The organism is Neobacillus niacini (assembly GCF_030817695.1).
GTDB classification, from domain to species: domain Bacteria; phylum Bacillota; class Bacilli; order Bacillales; family Cytobacillaceae; genus Neobacillus; species Neobacillus niacini_F.
Window position 1 is genome coordinate 239,277 of the sequence record NZ_JAUSZQ010000007.1, and the last position, 18,015, is coordinate 257,291.

Consider the following 18,015-nt stretch of genomic DNA (forward strand, 5'->3'; position numbering starts at 1 on the left):
TCATACAGATTATAGCTACTTATTAAAGAAAATCTATAATACTAGGTTTTCCTTTGTGGTACACAATTACGGTACAATAAACCAATTTATACCATCAAAATTGAGTTTCAAAATAGATTAATATGGTTAAATTTTCATATTAATATTGCATTTAATTGGTTTGTTTTCTATAATGTTCCTTAATGATACATAAATAAGGGTCTTTAAGGTTCATAAGGTGGTGGGGAAATGGGTGAGCTTTTAACTCCAAAAGAGAGTTATAAAGACTTGGATCAATTAAGATATGATGAAGATACTTTACGTTTTCTTAGAAAGAAACTCGATGATTTTACAATCAATATTTTCAGAAAAATAGTCCAAGAGAATAAACTCCATAAGGGTTTGGTGAAAACTAGACTGGAGAACTTTCACGGAATGAGAAAAAGGTATGATGCTGCTTTCTTGATATTGGAATCTCAAGGATTTATCGAGAAAAAAGAAGATGGAACGGCCACTCCTTATTATGTAACAATTCGAGGAAGACAATTAGGACAATTATTGGCAGAAGAAAAGATGAGGAAGGAGCTTGAGTAATGATTAAACCATTCTTAGAAAATGAAAAATTAGGTGCAATTAAAGCTTTATTATCCCCACACCTACTATCAGATGAATTAAAATTAGAAATGAACCGTTTCCCATCCCAGGCTATAATTGGTTTAGGACAAGGTGGAGGCAGAATTGCTGCTGAATTATCACGTTTCGGTTTTCCAACATTCTTGTTGAATTCTTCTAAATCAGATATGGAAGAACACAAAAATTTGATTTCTGAAACGCGGAGGATTGTTACATCAAGCAAGGACTTCCCTGAGTTAGAAGGAACGGATAAAAACGCTCAACTCGGTTTTCAAATAGCAAAAGAAAATGCTGATCTTTACAAAAAAGTAGCCTTGGATGATGCTATTCAAGATTCAGAATTTGTTTGGGTATCTGTCAGTTTAGGCGGAGGTACTGGGAATGGTGCATTAAAAGTAGCGTTATCATATCTCTCGAAAGTTAGAGAACACAGAACTTTACCAGGTGGAAAAATCCCACTAGGTGTTATTTGCTCCCTACCTTCTTCTGATGAAAAAGGCTCAGCTTTCAGGAAGAACGCATTGGCTGGAATAAGTGTCATTCAACAACTAATGAACGAGAATAAGATGGGAACAGCTATTGTAATAGATAATGAGAAAATGAAAGACTATTATGCTAATAGCCCACTTAAAACATACGGTGGTACTGAAATAGATGCTAAATCATACAGTAACATGGTTATAGCAAGTGCTTTAGCTGAAATTTCCTCCTTACCGTTATTGGATGGCCGGTCTGTATTTGATAAAACAGAATTACTTACTACCTTGTCTACTCCAGGATGGCTTTCACTTTCAAAACACAAGGAATTAAAGAGTGATGAAAACATTGAATCCGTCATTAAGAACCTTTTTACCAAAAATGAAGTGCTTGCAACGTATAAGGTCCAAAATGCTGTAGCTGGTGCCGTTGCTGTTCTTTATCCATCATCAAAGAATGTTTCACCAAAGATTGCTGACGATGTGTACAGATATACTTCTGATTTGCTTAACACTAAGGTAAACTTAGCGATTTCTAAAAACAGCAAATTAGACAACTTAACCTTATATGGGTTAGCGGTATATCCAACTCCATCTATTAGGATTCAGCAACTAAAAGAAGAATTGAATCAATGGGAACAAATCGAAAAGGAACAAGAGGAAGCAAAAAAACAAGCTGCTTCAAGCCTTGGTTTGGATGAATTTGAGGACTTCTTCTCTTCAGGAAACTCTGGTGTTAAGAGAAAGAAATTAACATTCGAAGATCTAAACGATGATGATTCTGCAGATAAACCTAAAAAAGCGAAAGTTGCAGATTTAGACGACATAGATTTCTAAAAAATCACTCGGATGTAAACGACTTAGGTTAATCCCCTAAGTCGTTTTTTTATTAGGGCTCGGTTAATAAAATAACAGTTAACACTTTCCTGAAAAGGAAATTCCTTATTTAGTTCAAGGAAACGTACAGAGATAACCCTTTTTATTACAACAAATTGCTTGTTTTAAGTTCTGTATCTTTTAAGGAAAACAGAGGTGTGAATAAGATTTCTATTACTCAATTAACTCAATAACGAAATACTCCCTTTTCTCGGTGTTTGAGAAAGGATTCGAACATTTCAATCGTGAGATCAACTATACATATTTGTTTTTTGAAAACCCCACGTTTTTTAGCAATCCTACCACGCTTACGAGGCATTCAATTAGGAATTTTTTCCCCCCTATCGCTTTCTAAGAAGAATGTTACCTCATTTTCTACAATTCATTGAATAATTCGGTTAAAAGGAAACTTTAAATTGTGCCTTATAGAGTATGTTACATAATATTGCACCTTAAAGTATTTGAATTTGGAAATAGGTTGATATATCGGCAGTTTTTTTGATCCACAATCTGAGGTACATTTATATTTCAAGGAAGTATTATTTAGGTTGCCTTGATAAATAATCGAATATTATTCTTTTATGAATTTCCCTATCTTCCCTCTTGGACCTTTGAACCTGTATTGGTTTTAGCAAGTCAGGTATTGATCTTTCAAACCCAAGTATTTAATGAAAAAACTTATTCCAATTTACATCATAGATATAGTGGGAATTTTAGAACACTTAACCAAGCCCTTACAGTTGTTTATCCAGGTCCAAATTCAATTTAATTTCCCCCATGACATACCCCTTTTTAAAATCAATCTAATCTATCGATATGTTAACTGGTTCTTAATTTTTTATTTCATAGGTTTATTTATCAAAGCAGCAAATTCCTGTTTTCCCCATAGTTATAACTTATTTATAAAAATTTCACTCACTGTAGATTCGCCGTTTTCTTGCCTTCTTCTTGCCCTTTATGACTTTATATGTAAAAAAAATTAGCTATTATCCTTCTTTTGATTGTTCCTTTTAAAAAATGTAGATTGTGGTACATAATATTGTTCCTTAATGTTAGTACTCTTCAAAAAACGTTAATATATCAGCGTTTTTTTAAGGTCCATAATTGAGGTACACTATGTTTTAAGGAGTGTATTTAGCTAAAATTAAGTTCATTATTCATCTATAAATTTCCCTTTTGGAATCCTCAGTATTTTCCTAGATACTTTAATCTTAAATTGTTTATAAGAAGAAAGCTATTGATTCTCAAGCTCAAGTATTTAACGGTGTAATGTTTACAATGGGAATCTTAGAGCACTTAACTAAGCCCTTATAATTGTTATTCACGTCTGAACTAATTGTAAATACCCTTTAACATTCCCTTTTTTAAATCAATCCGATCTTTTGGCATGCTTAACTGGTTCTTCATTTTTATTTTCCTGGGTTTATTTATCAAAACTCACAGCCAGTGCTGTTTTTCCCACAGAATTATTAAAATCATCGTCCACTGAACATTCATTACCGTTCTCTTGCCTTCTTCTTGCATTTTGACTTTATGTAGCTACTATCCTCTTCCTTATGATTGTAACTTTAAATAGATGTAGATTATGGTCATAATATTGTTCCTTAATGTTTATTTTATTAAAAACCGTTGATACTACAGCATTTTTGTTAAGGTCCACAATTGATATACATTTATGTTTTAAGGTAGTAATGATTAATTAATCGCGAAGTATTTTTACGGAATAACCTATTATAATTTACAACCTAGATGCAGTTGGTTTATTTATCAAATTACATAGTCCGTGTTGTTTTTATATAAATAAATGTCCACTATACATTCATTTCCGCTTTCTGGCCTTATTCTCTGACTATTTCATGTAAATTGGGAACTCTTATATAACCAAAATAGTATGAGTCTTTTTACTAGTTAGGTCCCTCCCTGATATTCTTGGTAACAAGCTATTTTCTTCTATTTGTTCTCTTATACTCTACAATCAGTATTTCTTAATAAAGTCATAATTATATACTTCATGAATTAAAATCATTAAAATTCAAAAGGCAAAGGACGATTGCGTTAGGAGAAAAACAGGATTTAAACGTTCATTTAAATTCACGCAAATTCATCAAGTGGAATAGTTGTAGAAAACTTGATATTAAAGGCGTTATTATCCACGAACGATGTGTAGCGCAAGCGTTAGTAAGTCATTCATTAACGTTCAGGTAGATTCAAACATGAACACGATCGAATCAATTGAAAGTGAATTAATCACGTTCGTACCAGAATGGATGGATTATGTTATCTAGCGGTAACGCTACGTAACGCAGTGAAGCTAAACGATAGCGCTGTGAATCGTTAGAAAAGCAATAGCGCTTGTTATACAACGGTTTATTCATTCTTTGGATAAAGATTTTTTTAAGCCTGTTGTAAAATATTTGTGGTCACCGTTCGAATTAATTCATTTACAAAAGTGAGTGATAAAGATGTAGATGAATTAATCACATACGAATTCGAACAATTGGATTATATTAGATAGCGGTAACGCTGTGTATCGTTTTAGGGGTTGATTAAAAGCGCTGTGAATCGTTCGGGTAGGGATAACGCTTGTTATACCAATGGTTTTGGTTGATTTATTGAGTATTAAAGTGTAATATTTTTATGAGCGACTGTAGAAATCTACAGTAGAGGGGTGAGTAGATGGAAAACTTGGATATAAGGGAATTACTTTTAAAAGAATTTGAAAATGATCCGATTTATCGCATGGCTATTTTAAATGGATTTCAGGATAGTCTATTTACAGATGGAATTTTGTCCATGCATAAAGAAATGACATATAGTACAGTAGAAACTGGTAGAATTATTGAAAGATCAGATTCAACAATTAGAAATCATTTTCGTTCAGACTTAATTGATTACATTCAACCAGAGAAATTCGGAAAGTTTTACAGGTTGAATTATAAAAGTGTGTTTCGATTGCATATGATTTTCGTCTTAATGGAGAAAGCAGCTAAAACAACTGTCGACTTACTGGCTGAACTAGGTATGCAACCGGCTGTATCTATGGGTGGGAATTTAAAAAGAGTTCAGAGGTCAGAAAGTAGGGAATTGCAAGAATGGAATGAAACTAACGATTATAATGATAGATTAACGACTCTTGAAAAAAACATAGGTTTGCAGGGGTTAATGCTCAATATCCTAAAATACGAAAAAGACTTATCAGATTTGGAAAGAAGAATAGAAAGCAAGGAAGCTTCTATTGAACAAATAAAATCGGAAGCATACATGCGATATTTAGAACAAAAACAATCTCAATTGTTGACAACATCACTTAGGAAAACTATTCAAAAACCTTCTTTCTTTGGTTTATTCAAAAAGGCTGAAGAAGTGGATATTGACCAAATTGCAAAGGAGTTAGAAACTAACCTTAAGCAAAAGATGGAACATGAAGTCGAGGGGAAAATAAAATCCCATACTGAAGAAATTAAAAAGCTTGAAGAAGAAAAGGTAAAGTTGAGTTCACTACTTCAAGAAGAGAAGACAGCATTCTCTAATTTCCAGCTTGAAACAAACAATGATACTAAAAGACTACTAAATGCAGAAAAATAATAAAATTAGAATTTTAAAAACATATGTTTTATGAAGAGGCCTATCTAGTAAATAAGAACGGTATGGCTTTGTCTTTATTGATGAAGTAAAGAATGAACAGATATTCTCTAATACAGTTGTATAAACTATCGATTTAGCTACTTGAAATAATCGCTTTTGCTAAAATGGACAGGCTATAATAAAACACACCTTTTTCCAGGATGGAAAAGGGTTTTTTTTATGCAAAATTACGGCATTTAAGAGGAAAAAAATAATGGCCCTTATGACCGATTTTCTAAACATTCTGGCGGTTAAAAGGAATAGAGAAAAGAAAGTAAGAAAAAGATTGTTAAAAATTAATCCCGAAACAATATGACTATAGTCTGTTAAAGCTCGACAACTATTGTTGGGCTTTTTTACCATATACAATGCAAATGTCTCATTTTTAAGATAGTACTATCTAAACATACCAAAAATGGTATTATTTTGGTAAAGTATGAATAGAACAAATATTCGCAATATATAGCAATATCATATAAGGGAGTTGAACGGAAAAATACATATGTATGAAATTCATTCAAACAAATACCACGTGAGTTGCTTGCAATATCATATTACGTTTTTTACAAATAATTATATTTTGCTGGAGAAGGAAGAAATAGACTTTGTAAAGTCCTATTTTAAAAACGTATCCACTCGTCATGAATTTAAAATAGTGGGAATGGAGATCCAAGGATTCAGTGTAAAACTAGTTATCAATTGCAAAACGACACATTATATTCCTAATATTATGAAAGCTTTAAAAGGTGGATCGGCAAGGTTTTTGTATAAGCAGTTTCCGGAAACTAAAGTAAAAAATGGTGGTAGTCTATGGGATCAAAAATATTATATAGCAACTGACAATCAGCAACTAGATAATTTGGTCCAAGATTATAAGGACACTTAGGATAGTTCCGATTAGCTCATAGTTGTAGAGAGGTGAATATCTTGTGAGAAACGATTCCATTGAAAGATCCGTTAATGATACCATGCTCACTATCGCAGATTCCATTTTGCAAATGATTGAACAGGCTAAAAAGCAGAAAGAATTAGATAGAAACAGGCTCGCAACTCCTGATAAGCTTTCTATATTGAATGAAGAAAGGGGAGAAGCCGAGTACGAACTTTATTACGGCTTAATAAAAGAACGGCGCCCAGACCTATTTGAAGTAAACGGAGACTATGTAGAATCCTTTCCAGTTGATAAAGACAAAAGTACTTTTCAAATTTTTCATAATAATGGTGAATTTTATGGTGTTTATAAACAGGGGGCCAAAGATGCTCACATAGTGACTCAATTTTTTCATTCTAAAGAGGAAGTACTTCTGTATACATTCGGAACCTCTGAATTCGAAAAATTCAGAGGGCATACATTATTTCTTTCGAACGACGGAAAAGTATTCTCTCTCCAGAATAATAAGCAATTTCGACTGAATTTAGTGAAACCTTTCAAAACCCTAGCATTCTATGAAAATATTAAAGAAGCACGTTCCTTAGTTGTAAAGAACGAACTAAGGAAGGAGCCCAAATTGAGAATACAAGCCCTTCGTAGAACGTTAGAGGAACATTTTATTCCTTTGGACCTTATAGGAAAGACTGTCACGTTAAACAGTATATCCAAAGATAATGAAGGGGTTTGGGTCTCTTTTGAGGTGAATAAAAAAGAACAAAACATCAGGTTACCGGATTTTGATGAAAAGTGGATGGAAAGAGTAAGGGACAATTCAAGAATGACAGCAGCATTTGATGAACTTATCATGAATAGTCGTTCTATTGGAGAAGGTTTTCTAACCTTTTATGGTCTTGAGATAAATAATGAGCTTCAAACGAGGCAGCATGATTTTGAGGTGATCTCAAATGAAGAAGGTTCATACATTGGGAAGTTTAGTGGGACTGGTATGGTAAAAAAACTATCACCATACTTCTCTGAAGAGGAGGCCAACAAACAATTAAAAAGCTTGCATAATCATATTCAATTACATAAACAGAAAGAAAGATACGAGGATAAGGGAGCAGAGCTAAGCATCGAATTAGACAGTAGTGATAAATATTGAAGGAGGAAGAGGAATTGTGAAAACGCTCAAAAAATTACAACCTATGCTTTTGTTTGCAATCATAATGTTAAGTTTATACGTCATGCCAGAACAGGTATTTGCTGTTAGTGAAATTGAGGCAAAGGTGAAAGAAGGACTAAAACAAATTCAAGCATTTTTAACAGGTATTGTGGTCATAGTTGGTATCTGTGTAGGCGTTTGGATAATCATTAAAAAATTACCTGGAGTAGACGATCCACATACAAAAAATGAAATGTTCAGAGGTGTAGGAATGGCTCTTGCAGGGGTTGGATTAGCATCAGCTCTTGTATGGATTGTGCCTTGGGTATATGGATTATTTGCTTAATAGAGGGGATTTGTATGACTACTAAAGAAGATGTGAAAGAAGTTTTAAAAGAATTATTAGGACAAGAAGGCATTCGTAAGGGGAAAACGTTTGTTTTCCCTGATAATGTAGATCGATCCTATAACATTGTGAAAGGTTTATCGATAGGAAACTTTTTTAAATTTATTTTACCGGCCGTTGTCATTGCAGCAGTCATCCTACTAATTCCACCCTACTCGTTAGGGTTTACGATGGTCAAAATGTTTTTTGTAGCCTTATTGCTGTTAGTCTCTTTTACATTTGCTGTTTTACGTCCTATTACATCTCGACCGAATATAACTTACAGTAACTATTTGAAACGAGTTTTTCAATATAATAGTCGACAGAAGTTGTTCTTTATGAAACCGAATAAAAGGGATGAATTTAATGGCCAATAAAAAAAAGAAAATGGATAGAACAGAATTTGACTATGAAATTGAAAGCCTATTAAAAAAGGGGCAAAGAACCATTCAGGATCTAAGTGTGATTGAAGGTATTTATAAGGATTATGTACTGTTGAAAAATGGATATTTAATTTCCATTTTACAGGTGAGTGGAATCAATATGGATTTATTAGCTGAGTATGAACAGAATCGTATATTTGAGGACTACGGGTCATTTTTAATGAGCCAAGTCCAAGATCAATTACAAACCGTCTCCATGACGGTACCCGTTGACCTAAGATCGTACAACTTAGGTTGGAAAAAACGATATCTTCAAGAACTTGAAAATAAAGACAATGCTGGAAATGAATATAAGCGAAAATTAATCGCTTCGTATATAGATCACTTTCAAGGTATCAGGCTAAAAGATGAAATGTCTACGAAACAACATTTTATTGTCATTAGGGAGAAAATGAGTAAACGTACTTTTCAGGGATTAGACCGTGCGGAGAGCATTTTAACAAAAAAGGTAGAGGAAATATCAAACTCTTTACGGTCCACTTTTGAGACCTACGATTTAGCGATAAAAAAATTATCCGAGAAAGATACTTTAACTCTGCTGTACCGGCACTTTGATTTTGAAATGTCGAAACTATATGGTTAGCCAATCGGGAAGGAGAAAATCTTATGCCCTTTTCTTTAGCATCACTTTTTCCATCAAGAAAACGAGAAAATAAACAAGATGAACAGGTGGGACAAAGCCATCCAGACTTCCTACATGGGATTTTAGAGACAGAAGAACTTAATTCTATCTATCCTTTTGTTTGGAAGGAAAATAAGAGTTTTATAGAAAGTGGTGGCAACTTTATTAAAGTTCTGGCTGTTGTTTCCTATCCTAAAGAGCAGAAAGGGAACTGGCTATCTGATTTGAAACGGTTAAAGGGAAGCATATCCTTTGTCCAATATCTAGAGCCTGCTAACTCTGAAGGAATGATTAGTTATTACAATGACTCTATTAAAAATAAGGATGCAGAACTATTAAAAACAAGAGACCCGGCTACGCGTATCAGGTTAAGGTCAGAAGTTGACAGTGCCAGATACCAACTCAATCAGGTTTTAACAAACCGTTCCAACTTTATGTATCTGTATACGTATATTTTTATTCAAGCTACATCCCTAGAAGATCTAAAGACTTTAGAGGATAACGTCCAGAGAATCCTGACAAAACTACGAATGAAAGCTTTAAATCCTCATTACGCTACACCTATGGCTTTCTGGTCCGCTCTACCTTTAGGGGATAATCAATTAAAGGATTATACATATCAGATGTGCAACAGTGAAACCGCCTCTTCCTTTTTTCCATTTGATGATTCAGAAATTTGTTACTTATCACCGAAAGCTCAAGTAGAAGGGATTAATAAGACAACCAATTCATTAGTAGCGATTGATTATTTAGATACGCAGCGTACATTAAACCAAAACATGGTCGTAATCGGAACATCGGGGGTTGGTAAATCAACCTTTATGGTTCAGAAGATTCTTCGCTGCTTTGCTATGGGAGTCAAAGTATATATCATTGATCCGGAAAATGAGTACTCCCATATCGTGAAAACTCTCGGTGGAGAAGTAGTACACCTTAGCGGTAATAGTGCAACAAAGATTAATCCTTTGGAGATATTCTCAACAGAAATTACTGACACTGAAGACTTTAATAATGAGGCAGAATTCGTAAGAGACCTTGTGAAACAAAAGGTTCAACGCCTTAAGGCTTTTTTCAAAGTGTTAAAATCCGACTTAACACAGGTAGAATCTAGCATTTTAGACAAGTCTCTTACCACTCTTTATAATCGCTTTTCAATTAATGAAGAGAGAGATTTTAAAAGCCTGAAAGCTACCGACTATCCTATTCTTGAAGACTTTTACAAGGAGTTAGGGGAACTAAAGAAAAAGGATATCGAACGATATGAAAAAATCCAAGATTTTTATTTTATATTAGAGAGTTATGTGAATGGCTCAAACTCATTATTTAACGGGCACACGAACGTGAATATCAATAACTCGTTGTTCTCCTTTGATTTAAAATCGCTTCAAAATGAAGTAGACGTACAGGCTGCCTGTTACTTTAACATTTTTGGTTTCTTATGGGATGAAGTAACAAAAACAAAAGATGAGTTAATTTATCTTTTTATCGATGAATTTCACTTCTTATCTAAAAATCCTGACTCCATGAGGTTTTTCTATCAAGCGTACAAACGATTTAGAAAATACAATGCTGGAGCCATTGCAGGTACACAACAAATTATCGATGTTCTCGATACCGTTGACAATCTAGGTGCAGCCATGATTGAAAACAGCCATACAAAAGTGTTTTTCGGCCTAGACAACAAAGGAGTAGACGATGTCGTAAAAAAAATTAATCTATCATTTTCTGATGAAGAGATTTCCTTATTAAGGGCAAAACGGCAAGGAGAAGCGTTAATCACATATGGATCACAACGTGCTTTTATTAGGGTAGAGCTTACACAAGAAGAACTTCGTCTATGGAATAAAAAGCGATATTTTGAAAAGTACGGGTTAGACCCTGACGAAATCCCAGACTATGAGGCTAGGAACGAAATGACTCCAATTGAAAAAGAGGAAGTGAGAAATTTTGTTCTGTAAAGGAGGGGCACAAAAGTGAAAATCCAATTACTCGAACATGGCACGTTATTTATCCACCAGAATAAGCACTATCGTTTGGAGATATCAGCAAATAAAGTGTTGGCAGAACGACTAGATGATTTAAAAGATCTTCTGGAAGAATCACCTTATTTTTTTACTCTAAATAATATAAAAAGAGAAAATGATCGATTTATTCTCGACTATGAAAAGGGAGACGATTACCAACCAATCATAATAGCAAAAGAATATTCAAGTGTATTACGACTCGCCTTATTAAATGAGTTGTTAGAGATTGACCCATTAAATACGATAAAAGAGAAAGTATTAATCCATCCTAGAAATATTTTCTTTAAAGATATGACAACATTAAAGTTTCTCTACAGAAGCAATCAATGGTTGCCCTATGATGAGCAAATAGAAAAGCTTGAACAGTACAAAATTTTAATTATCTCCATGTTCTCGCGTTTCTCCTATGAAAAATATAAAAGGGAAAAAGATAATCTCTTAAAAAAGGAAAAAGATGAATTTCTTTTCCGAATTGAAAATGCTGATTCCCTTATAGGTTTGAAACGATTGATTTCCGAAAGACTACGGCAAGAGGAAACCAAACATTTCTTCGGTCTGGAAACGGAAAAACAAAAAATGAAGAAGCAAAAGAGGATATTGGCAGGATTATCGATAGGTATTTGTGCAGCCGCTTTTGTTTTAGCCCTTTTTTTTCAACAATCAGCAGAAAATAAAGTACAAACTGTCTATGCGACGGAACTTGAAAAAGTTGAACAAGAATCAAGGTTTTATCAACTGCTAAGTAAAGAAAAATATGATGAGGCCATTTCGTTACTGAGGAAAAATGGTGGCTCTAAAAAAGAGATGGCGTATGTGTACCTTAAAAAAGGTGAGTATCAAAAGGCAATTGATACTGATCCATATTTAATTAAACCAACTGTAGAAGCTTTATATAAAGTAAATAAAAAGGATGAAATACTAGGTTTGGAAGCTGAAAGTAATTATTTGGAGATTGAAAAGAAAATAGTAGGTTATGATTATACCGCTTTGTTATCCATGCAAGCATTTACAAAAGATAAAGACCAACAACTTCGAATAGGCAAAGCTTTTGCTGAACATGGAGATATTGCAGATGCTAAGAGTTTAAACCAATCGCTGAAAAACAAAGAATTAGAGACTGCTATAAGAAAAAATGAATTGGAAAAACAAGTTGCTACATTAGAGCAACAAATAAAAGAAATTAACGAAAATGAAGATGTAAAACTAGAAGACAAACAGAAAGAGCTTGATCCTAAAAACAAGGAGCTGGAAAACATTAAAGCTGAAATTGAGAAAATCAATATAGAAATGGAGTGAAAATAAGTGACAGCAACTGTTGCTGTTAAGGGAACCATTTTTGTTGTTCGAAACTGGAAGCAAATTACTATAGGAGTCGTCTTTTCTTTAATAGTAATGGCCGGTTTGCTGGTTGGTATTGAGTCGTCAGAACAAGAGCGATTAGGGACCATTGACTCGCCGTTTGGGATGGCTAATGTTCCTCCTCATATCACACAATGGAAAGGGCTAGTACACGAATATACGACCAAGTACGGTATCCCAGAATACACAGATTTTCTCCTAGCAATCATGTATCAAGAATTAGGAAGCTCCCAGACGTTAGATATTATGCAAAGTTCAGAATCTGCCGGGTTACCACCGAATGCCATTCAAGATCCAGTTATGTCTGTAAATTTAGGTGTTCAACATTTTAAATCGGTGTTAGAACAAGGACAAAAGGCTGGAGTTGATTTTGCTGCAATCGTTCAATCTTACAACTTTGGTTCTGGTTACCTTAATTTTGTTGCCTCGAACGGCGGGAAACATTCAGTCGAATTAGCTCAAGCGTTCTCATTGAGTCAGTCTGGCAAACTAGGGTGGAGCTGTTCTGATTGGAGAGGTCCGTACTGTTATGGTGATTATACATATGTACAAAAAGTCATGAAAAACCTAATGCCTACAGGTATTGCTGTAGGTGGCGGAGATGTTTCTCCATTGGGGGAACAAGCATTTAATGCGATTATTTTAGAGGCACAAAAATATGTAGGCTGGCCTTATGTATGGGGAGGTGCACACCCTAATACAGGATTTGATTGCTCAGGCTTTACACAATGGACATTTGCTAAGGCTGGGATAAGACTACCACGAACCGCTCAAGAACAATATGATGTTTCTACTAAAATATCTCCAGCAGAGGCTAGGCCAGGTGATTTTGTATTTTATACTGGAACGTACGAGACCGACAAATACATCACACATGTAGGAATCTATCTAGGAAACGGTAAGATGTTCGATTCTAACGGATCTGGTATAGGAATTCACGATATCAATTCACCTTACTGGAAATCCCATATGGTTGGCTTTGGGAGAGTGGCACATTAGGAGGGGAACACCTTGAGTAAAGTATTGGCTGCCTTGCTAGGGATATCAATTCTAGCAAATGTAATCTTGGGTTTTATGTACTTTGGTCAAAGAACAATGGTCACCCAAGCAGAAGAAAAAAACAAAGAAACAAAAAAACAGATGGATCATTTAAAAAGCGAATCGCGTAAAAAGGAACAAGTACTTAATACCTTTCAACAAAATGAAGCTTTTTACGAAATTGAACATAGTGAACAGATTAAAAGTTTTGTAGATGAAACGTTTAGAGAATTATTTAATTATGATAACAAAAATTATGCTGCACGTTTTGATCAGATCCGCGACAAATTAGCAGAGTCTGTCATTTCAAAACTAAAATCTTCAGGAGAAATGGGAAGTACACAAATTGAATTCAAAAATGAAGTGAAGGCTTTAAATGTCTATCTAAGTGCGGTTGAAAAGAACCAAGCAAAAGCTCTTGTAAACATGGAAACACAATATTCAGTAGGTGGTAGCCAATTTCCAAGAAGAAATCAAATGTATGAGGTGACACTTGTTAAAAATGGGAATGAGTGGTTAGTTGATAAATTAGAGTTAATGGGATCTTTTGAACCGTTTGAAGAAAACTAAATTAGCAGTTGGTTAACAGTAATCAAAAAGGAGATATACTCATGAAAATGTTTGGGCTGCGCCTATTGTTAACGGTCTTTTTACTTGTCCTTCTTGAACTACTCGTAATCAACATAGCTGGTATTCTTCCGTTTATTGCATCTCACAAGGCAAATATATCTGATGCTCCATATATGGAATTTATAACGGATAACCTACAGCATCCGATTGAAAGTTCTACTCACATGATAGAAGAGAAGAATCCTCTTTTTTTCCTTGGTAGTGGGGCAGTTGTCCTATTCACCATTTATGCAACTTTTTTTATGAAAGGTGGCAAAGGCAAATATGAGTTAGCAGACAAATATGGGGTCCATGGTTCAAGCAGGTTCGCTCAAAGGCATGAAATATTTAAGCAGGGAGAGACGGTTGGTGTTCCTGCAAAACAACTTATGAAAGATCTTGAAGCTAGTATGCTAGTTTCGAAAGGGGAGAAGTGATATGGCTGTAGATTTTATGAAAAATAATGGAATCATAGCAGGTATTTTAAATCATTCTGTTATCGTGCAGCCAACGGATTCAAACCTTCCAAACAGAAACCACTTTGTAGCCGGCGGTCCTGGTTCAGCGAAAACACAGGGGTATGTCGTAACCAATGTGTTACATGAAAAGGAATGTTCTTTAGTGATAACAGACCCAAAAGGTGAGGTCTATGAAATGACTTCTGAGGTCAAACGGAGGCAAGGCTATGAAGTTCATGTGGTGAATTTTTCAGAAATGGAGTACTCAGATCGGTATAATCCTTTTGATTATGTTAGGGAGGAAATCCAGGCGTCAACGGTAGCAAATGCAATTATTGCTTCTAAAAATGATCCTAAACGAAAAGATTTTTGGTACAATGCACAATTTAGCTTGTTAAAAGCGTTAATTTTATATGCAGTTCATGAGTTACCACCTGATCAACGAAACATGACGGGTGTATTGGATTTCTTGCAAGAATTTGACCCAGAAGCTAGCGTAGATGGAGCCAGTGAGTTAGATGAACAGTTTTTAAGGCTAGATAAGTCGCATCCAGCAAGAAGAGCTTATGAATTAGGATTTAAAAAGTCTCAAGAAAAAACCCGCGCAAACATTATTATTTCTTTACTCACAACAATAGGAGATTTTACTTCCAGTTCTATTTCACAGTTTACGAGTTTTTCCGACTTCTTTTTAGGGGATGTAGGAAAAAGGAAAATGGCTTTATATGTGATTATTCCAGTAATGGATTCTACATGGGAAGGCCTAATTAATTTATTTTTTAATCAGATGTTTCAGGAGTTGTATAAAGTGGGTGCTAAAAACAGGGCAAAGCTCCCTCAACCCGTTGTCTTTATCTTAGACGAATTCCCGAACTTAGGAAAATTTCCAGACTATGAAAAGTTCTTAGCAACCTGTAGGGGGTACGGAATTGGAGTTCTTACGATTGTTCAAAATATCACTCAATTGCAAGAAAAGTATGGCCGAGAACAAGCTGAATCCATTTTAGGTAACTGTGGAACGAAAATCTGCTTAGGAAATGTAAACGAAACTACTGCCAAATACTTTTCACAGTTAATGGGGAAAACAACCGCAAAAGTGGATACGGGTTCATCCTCAGAATCAAAAGGGCAATCATCAAGTACCTCTTCTTCATCTAGTTACTCTTATGTAGCACGTAACCTAATGAATCAAGACGAGATTCTAACCATGCATAAAGATGATTGCATTATCATCATTACCGGAAAACACCCAATAAAGGCGAAAAAAGCGTATCAATATCTTCTATTTCCAAATATCACAAGCTTATTTTATGTTAGTCAATTAGAATATCAAAATAGCCCATCACCAAAGGTACTAGATTGGTTTGAAGTTAAAAAAGAGGAATACGAACAATACATTCATTCGATTAATCGTAAAGTTATCTTACAAAAAGCTGAGGTTGAATGGCATGAAGTACAGGTAAAGAAAGCTGAGAAAGAGGCTGAAAAGCAAGAAGAACTTGCCAGGAGCTTTTTTTCTCAAATGAATTCAGATTCTAGTAATAATCCAACATAAGAAGGGGGCTCTTAAAGTTGAAAAAAACAAATTTGCTTATACTCGTATTAATGTTGAGTACATTTCTGGCTGCTTGTAGTGGTGGTAATCAATTTGATTCAAAGGTTGAGCAAGAAAAAGCTACAAAAGTAATTAACAGCGTTTTAACTTCATTTGAGGATGAAGAAAAGTTAGCTGAAGCAAAAACACGTGATGAAGCAAATCGAATTGCATGGAAGAAAATTAAAGAAAAGAATGCTAAAGCAATTTCTAAGGATCTAAGTGAAGAGGGGCAAAAACATCTATTATATATATTAACTTTCAACAAAGCAGAAGACTTACCCAATGGGGAAACAAAATCAAACTTACTATTTAATCAAAGTGCAAAAATTAAAAATATCAGTTTAAATGAAACTGATAAAAAGTTTACTTTTGATTTGCAACGTTACGAGATTGATCATAAATTGATTACCTTAGAAAAGCAGGAAGATGTTTGGAAAATTGTGAAAGTTGAAGATCCTGAATAAGAGGTGGTAAAATCTTGTTTAATTTTAAGGAAAAAATTGTTGAGGCTATCCAAGGAATGTTAGAGGATTTTATTGAATGGGCACTCCTAATATGTAATGATCTTTTATTAAAACAAAATCCTGAGATTCAATTCTTTGAATCAGTCAATAATTTCTTACTTGCTCTAACTTCTACAATAGCTATAACAATCGTTTTATATAAAATTATCGAGGTTATTACAAGGAATGCTGCAGGAGATGCGATTGCTTACGGGCCTGTAATAGTAAATACGTTAAAAAGTGCCTTACTAATTCCCGCAATGCCTTTTATCCAGAAAATCTTGTTAGAAAAAGTTGCTTATAATATGGGAAACTGGATGATTGGAGAAGGAAGTAAGGTAAGTAAGGAAAAAATTAATGATATGTTTGATCCAAATAACTTTGCCACTCTCCATTTTCAAGGTGCTGCACTTCTTATCTTACTAGCCGTATTTGCAGTAGCGTTTATAGCGTTCTTATTTTCAGTTGCTGTATTCCATGCAGACGTTATGCTCTTATATTTATTGAGTCCGTTGGCATGTGTGTCGGTTATTGCTGATGATAATGAATATTTAGGTGTGTGGTGGCGTGAATTGTTAAGCCAGATTGTTACCATTCTGGCAAAAATCTTTTTATTCGTTGTAGCCCTAAGTATATTAATCAATGAAAATATTACGTTTCTTAATTTTCTATTACTCATGGGATGTTGTATTCTCCTTATTAAGAGTCCATCAGTACTTAGAAATATGTGGTATTCATCAGGTTCTGGAAGAGGAATGATGGGGGCTATGGGTGGAACCACAAAACTGGTAGCTAGGAGATTTCTATTAAAAAGATAAAGAAAAGTCGACCTCACTGTTGTCCTTTTAGTACTAATTCCAGGCTTAAAGGCAATTCTCAAATTTCTAATAGTATTGCCTTCCCTATTTCTCAAATAGTGAGTTTTTTGATTGGAATAATTGAAATTTTTTAATTAGAGAATTTGTTTCCACACTTAACACATGTGGAGTGCTGTTCACTACTAGTCTTAAAAGAATAAATATAGATGTGGCCGTGTGTAAAAACAGTCCCTCAGGTATTCATACCTGGGGCTTATTTTATTTTTAAAGTCCCTTGATTTATGTTGTTTCTTCAATTTAGAGAATTTTATAAAAAAACAAAGAAAAACTCTTCAAAATTATACAAATCCTCTTCATAATAGGAGATAACCTAGTATTATTACATGAAAAAAAGGGGGGGAGATACTTGTTTTGTCGGAAATGTGGTAGGGAACTTCATGAAACCGATCAATTTTGTTCTCATTGTGGAACCCAGTTAAACCCATCGATATCGGTGGTCACCGACCCTAATATTAAGTCTGATATGCCTCACCTTCAT

Annotated in this window: 17 protein-coding genes and 2 pseudogenes; 18 read left to right on the forward strand and 1 reads right to left on the reverse strand. The window is 34.4% G+C overall.

Annotated elements, in window-relative coordinates; translation table 11 throughout:
• Window positions 1-228: 228 nt before the first annotated feature.
• Window positions 229-573 (forward strand): hypothetical protein, encoded by a 345-nt coding sequence (locus QFZ28_RS29075; protein WP_307198062.1) that lies wholly within the window; start codon window positions 229-231, stop codon window positions 571-573.
• Complete coding sequence (locus QFZ28_RS29080) at window positions 573-1,925, forward strand: cell division protein FtsZ (protein WP_307198063.1); 1,353 nt, start codon at window positions 573-575, stop codon at window positions 1,923-1,925. Before QFZ28_RS29075 ends, QFZ28_RS29080 begins: the two co-directional genes overlap by 1 nt.
• Window positions 1,926-2,206: 281 nt before the next feature.
• Here QFZ28_RS29080 and QFZ28_RS29085 read toward each other — a convergent pair.
• Window positions 2,207-2,346: pseudogene (locus tag QFZ28_RS29085) on the reverse strand (IS1595 family transposase); the annotation flags it as partial.
• Window positions 2,347-4,123: 1,777 nt separating this feature from the next.
• On the opposite strand from QFZ28_RS29085, the gene QFZ28_RS29090 reads away from it, so the two are divergent.
• From QFZ28_RS29090 to QFZ28_RS29950, 16 genes and pseudogenes are all read left to right on the forward strand, one after another.
• Window positions 4,124-4,249 carry a hypothetical protein gene (locus QFZ28_RS29090; protein ID WP_307198064.1) on the forward strand — a complete coding sequence of 42 codons (126 nt, stop codon included), beginning with the start codon at window positions 4,124-4,126 and terminating at the stop codon, window positions 4,247-4,249.
• A gap of 391 nt (window positions 4,250-4,640) precedes the next feature.
• On the forward strand, window positions 4,641-5,549 hold the full coding sequence (locus tag QFZ28_RS29095; protein WP_307198065.1) for a hypothetical protein: 909 nt from the start codon (window positions 4,641-4,643) through the stop codon (window positions 5,547-5,549).
• A 541-nt stretch (window positions 5,550-6,090) separates the two neighbouring features.
• The gene (gene tnpA, locus QFZ28_RS29100; protein ID WP_307198066.1) at window positions 6,091-6,474 is read left to right on the forward strand and encodes an IS200/IS605 family transposase; all 384 of its coding nucleotides are present in this window, start codon (window positions 6,091-6,093) and stop codon (window positions 6,472-6,474) included.
• Window positions 6,475-6,517: 43 nt separating this feature from the next.
• Complete coding sequence (locus tag QFZ28_RS29105; protein WP_307198067.1) at window positions 6,518-7,621, forward strand: hypothetical protein; 1,104 nt, start codon at window positions 6,518-6,520, stop codon at window positions 7,619-7,621.
• A 16-nt stretch (window positions 7,622-7,637) separates the two neighbouring features.
• Window positions 7,638-7,967 (forward strand): CagC family type IV secretion system protein, encoded by a 330-nt coding sequence (locus QFZ28_RS29110; protein ID WP_307198068.1) that lies wholly within the window; start codon window positions 7,638-7,640, stop codon window positions 7,965-7,967.
• A gap of 14 nt (window positions 7,968-7,981) precedes the next feature.
• Window positions 7,982-8,383 carry a hypothetical protein gene (locus QFZ28_RS29115; protein ID WP_307198069.1) on the forward strand — a complete coding sequence of 134 codons (402 nt, stop codon included), beginning with the start codon at window positions 7,982-7,984 and terminating at the stop codon, window positions 8,381-8,383.
• Window positions 8,373-9,032 (forward strand): TrsD/TraD family conjugative transfer protein, encoded by a 660-nt coding sequence (gene trsD, locus QFZ28_RS29120; protein ID WP_307198070.1) that lies wholly within the window; start codon window positions 8,373-8,375, stop codon window positions 9,030-9,032. The genes QFZ28_RS29115 and trsD overlap by 11 nt, the downstream gene beginning before the upstream one ends.
• 23 nt (window positions 9,033-9,055) lie before the next feature.
• Window positions 9,056-11,029, forward strand: a complete 1,974-nt coding sequence (locus QFZ28_RS29125) for a VirB4 family type IV secretion system protein (RefSeq protein ID WP_307198071.1) — start codon at window positions 9,056-9,058, stop codon at window positions 11,027-11,029.
• A 15-nt stretch (window positions 11,030-11,044) separates the two neighbouring features.
• Entirely contained in the window at window positions 11,045-12,391 is a 1,347-nt protein-coding gene (locus tag QFZ28_RS29130; RefSeq protein WP_307198072.1) for a type VII secretion protein EssB/YukC, read from the forward strand.
• Window positions 12,392-12,397: 6 nt separating this feature from the next.
• Window positions 12,398-13,453 carry a bifunctional lytic transglycosylase/C40 family peptidase gene (locus QFZ28_RS29135; RefSeq protein ID WP_307198073.1) on the forward strand — a complete coding sequence of 352 codons (1,056 nt, stop codon included), beginning with the start codon at window positions 12,398-12,400 and terminating at the stop codon, window positions 13,451-13,453.
• A 12-nt stretch (window positions 13,454-13,465) separates the two neighbouring features.
• Window positions 13,466-14,062 carry a hypothetical protein gene (locus QFZ28_RS29140; RefSeq protein ID WP_307198074.1) on the forward strand — a complete coding sequence of 199 codons (597 nt, stop codon included), beginning with the start codon at window positions 13,466-13,468 and terminating at the stop codon, window positions 14,060-14,062.
• Window positions 14,063-14,103: 41 nt separating this feature from the next.
• On the forward strand, window positions 14,104-14,538 hold the full coding sequence (locus tag QFZ28_RS29145) for a hypothetical protein (protein WP_307198075.1): 435 nt from the start codon (window positions 14,104-14,106) through the stop codon (window positions 14,536-14,538).
• Between the two features lies 1 nt (window position 14,539).
• Window positions 14,540-16,114, forward strand: a complete 1,575-nt coding sequence (locus tag QFZ28_RS29150; protein WP_307198076.1) for a VirD4-like conjugal transfer protein, CD1115 family — start codon at window positions 14,540-14,542, stop codon at window positions 16,112-16,114.
• Window positions 16,115-16,131: 17 nt separating this feature from the next.
• Complete coding sequence (locus QFZ28_RS29155; protein WP_307198077.1) at window positions 16,132-16,620, forward strand: hypothetical protein; 489 nt, start codon at window positions 16,132-16,134, stop codon at window positions 16,618-16,620.
• Window positions 16,621-16,634: 14 nt separating this feature from the next.
• The gene (locus QFZ28_RS29160; protein ID WP_307198078.1) at window positions 16,635-17,477 is read left to right on the forward strand and encodes a conjugal transfer protein TrbL family protein; all 843 of its coding nucleotides are present in this window, start codon (window positions 16,635-16,637) and stop codon (window positions 17,475-17,477) included.
• A 406-nt stretch (window positions 17,478-17,883) separates the two neighbouring features.
• Window positions 17,884-17,949: pseudogene (locus QFZ28_RS29950) on the forward strand (zinc-ribbon domain-containing protein); the annotation flags it as partial.
• Window positions 17,950-18,015: the final 66 nt, after the last annotated feature.

Bases quoted from the DNA above. Each gene is read 5' to 3' on its own strand.
- QFZ28_RS29075 (WP_307198062.1), top strand. From the start codon at position 229: ATGGGTGAGCTTTTAACTCCAAAAGAGAGTTATAAAGACTTGGATCAA.
- QFZ28_RS29080 (WP_307198063.1), top strand. From the start codon at position 573: ATGATTAAACCATTCTTAGAAAATGAAAAATTAGGTGCAATTAAAGCT.
- QFZ28_RS29090 (WP_307198064.1), top strand. From the start codon at position 4,124: ATGTGTAGCGCAAGCGTTAGTAAGTCATTCATTAACGTTCAGGTAGAT.
- QFZ28_RS29095 (WP_307198065.1), top strand. From the start codon at position 4,641: ATGGAAAACTTGGATATAAGGGAATTACTTTTAAAAGAATTTGAAAAT.
- tnpA (WP_307198066.1), top strand. From the start codon at position 6,091: ATGTATGAAATTCATTCAAACAAATACCACGTGAGTTGCTTGCAATAT.
- QFZ28_RS29115 (WP_307198069.1), top strand. From the start codon at position 7,982: ATGACTACTAAAGAAGATGTGAAAGAAGTTTTAAAAGAATTATTAGGA.
- trsD (WP_307198070.1), top strand. From the start codon at position 8,373: ATGGCCAATAAAAAAAAGAAAATGGATAGAACAGAATTTGACTATGAA.
- QFZ28_RS29125 (WP_307198071.1), top strand. From the start codon at position 9,056: ATGCCCTTTTCTTTAGCATCACTTTTTCCATCAAGAAAACGAGAAAAT.
- QFZ28_RS29145 (WP_307198075.1), top strand. From the start codon at position 14,104: ATGAAAATGTTTGGGCTGCGCCTATTGTTAACGGTCTTTTTACTTGTC.
- QFZ28_RS29150 (WP_307198076.1), top strand. From the start codon at position 14,540: ATGGCTGTAGATTTTATGAAAAATAATGGAATCATAGCAGGTATTTTA.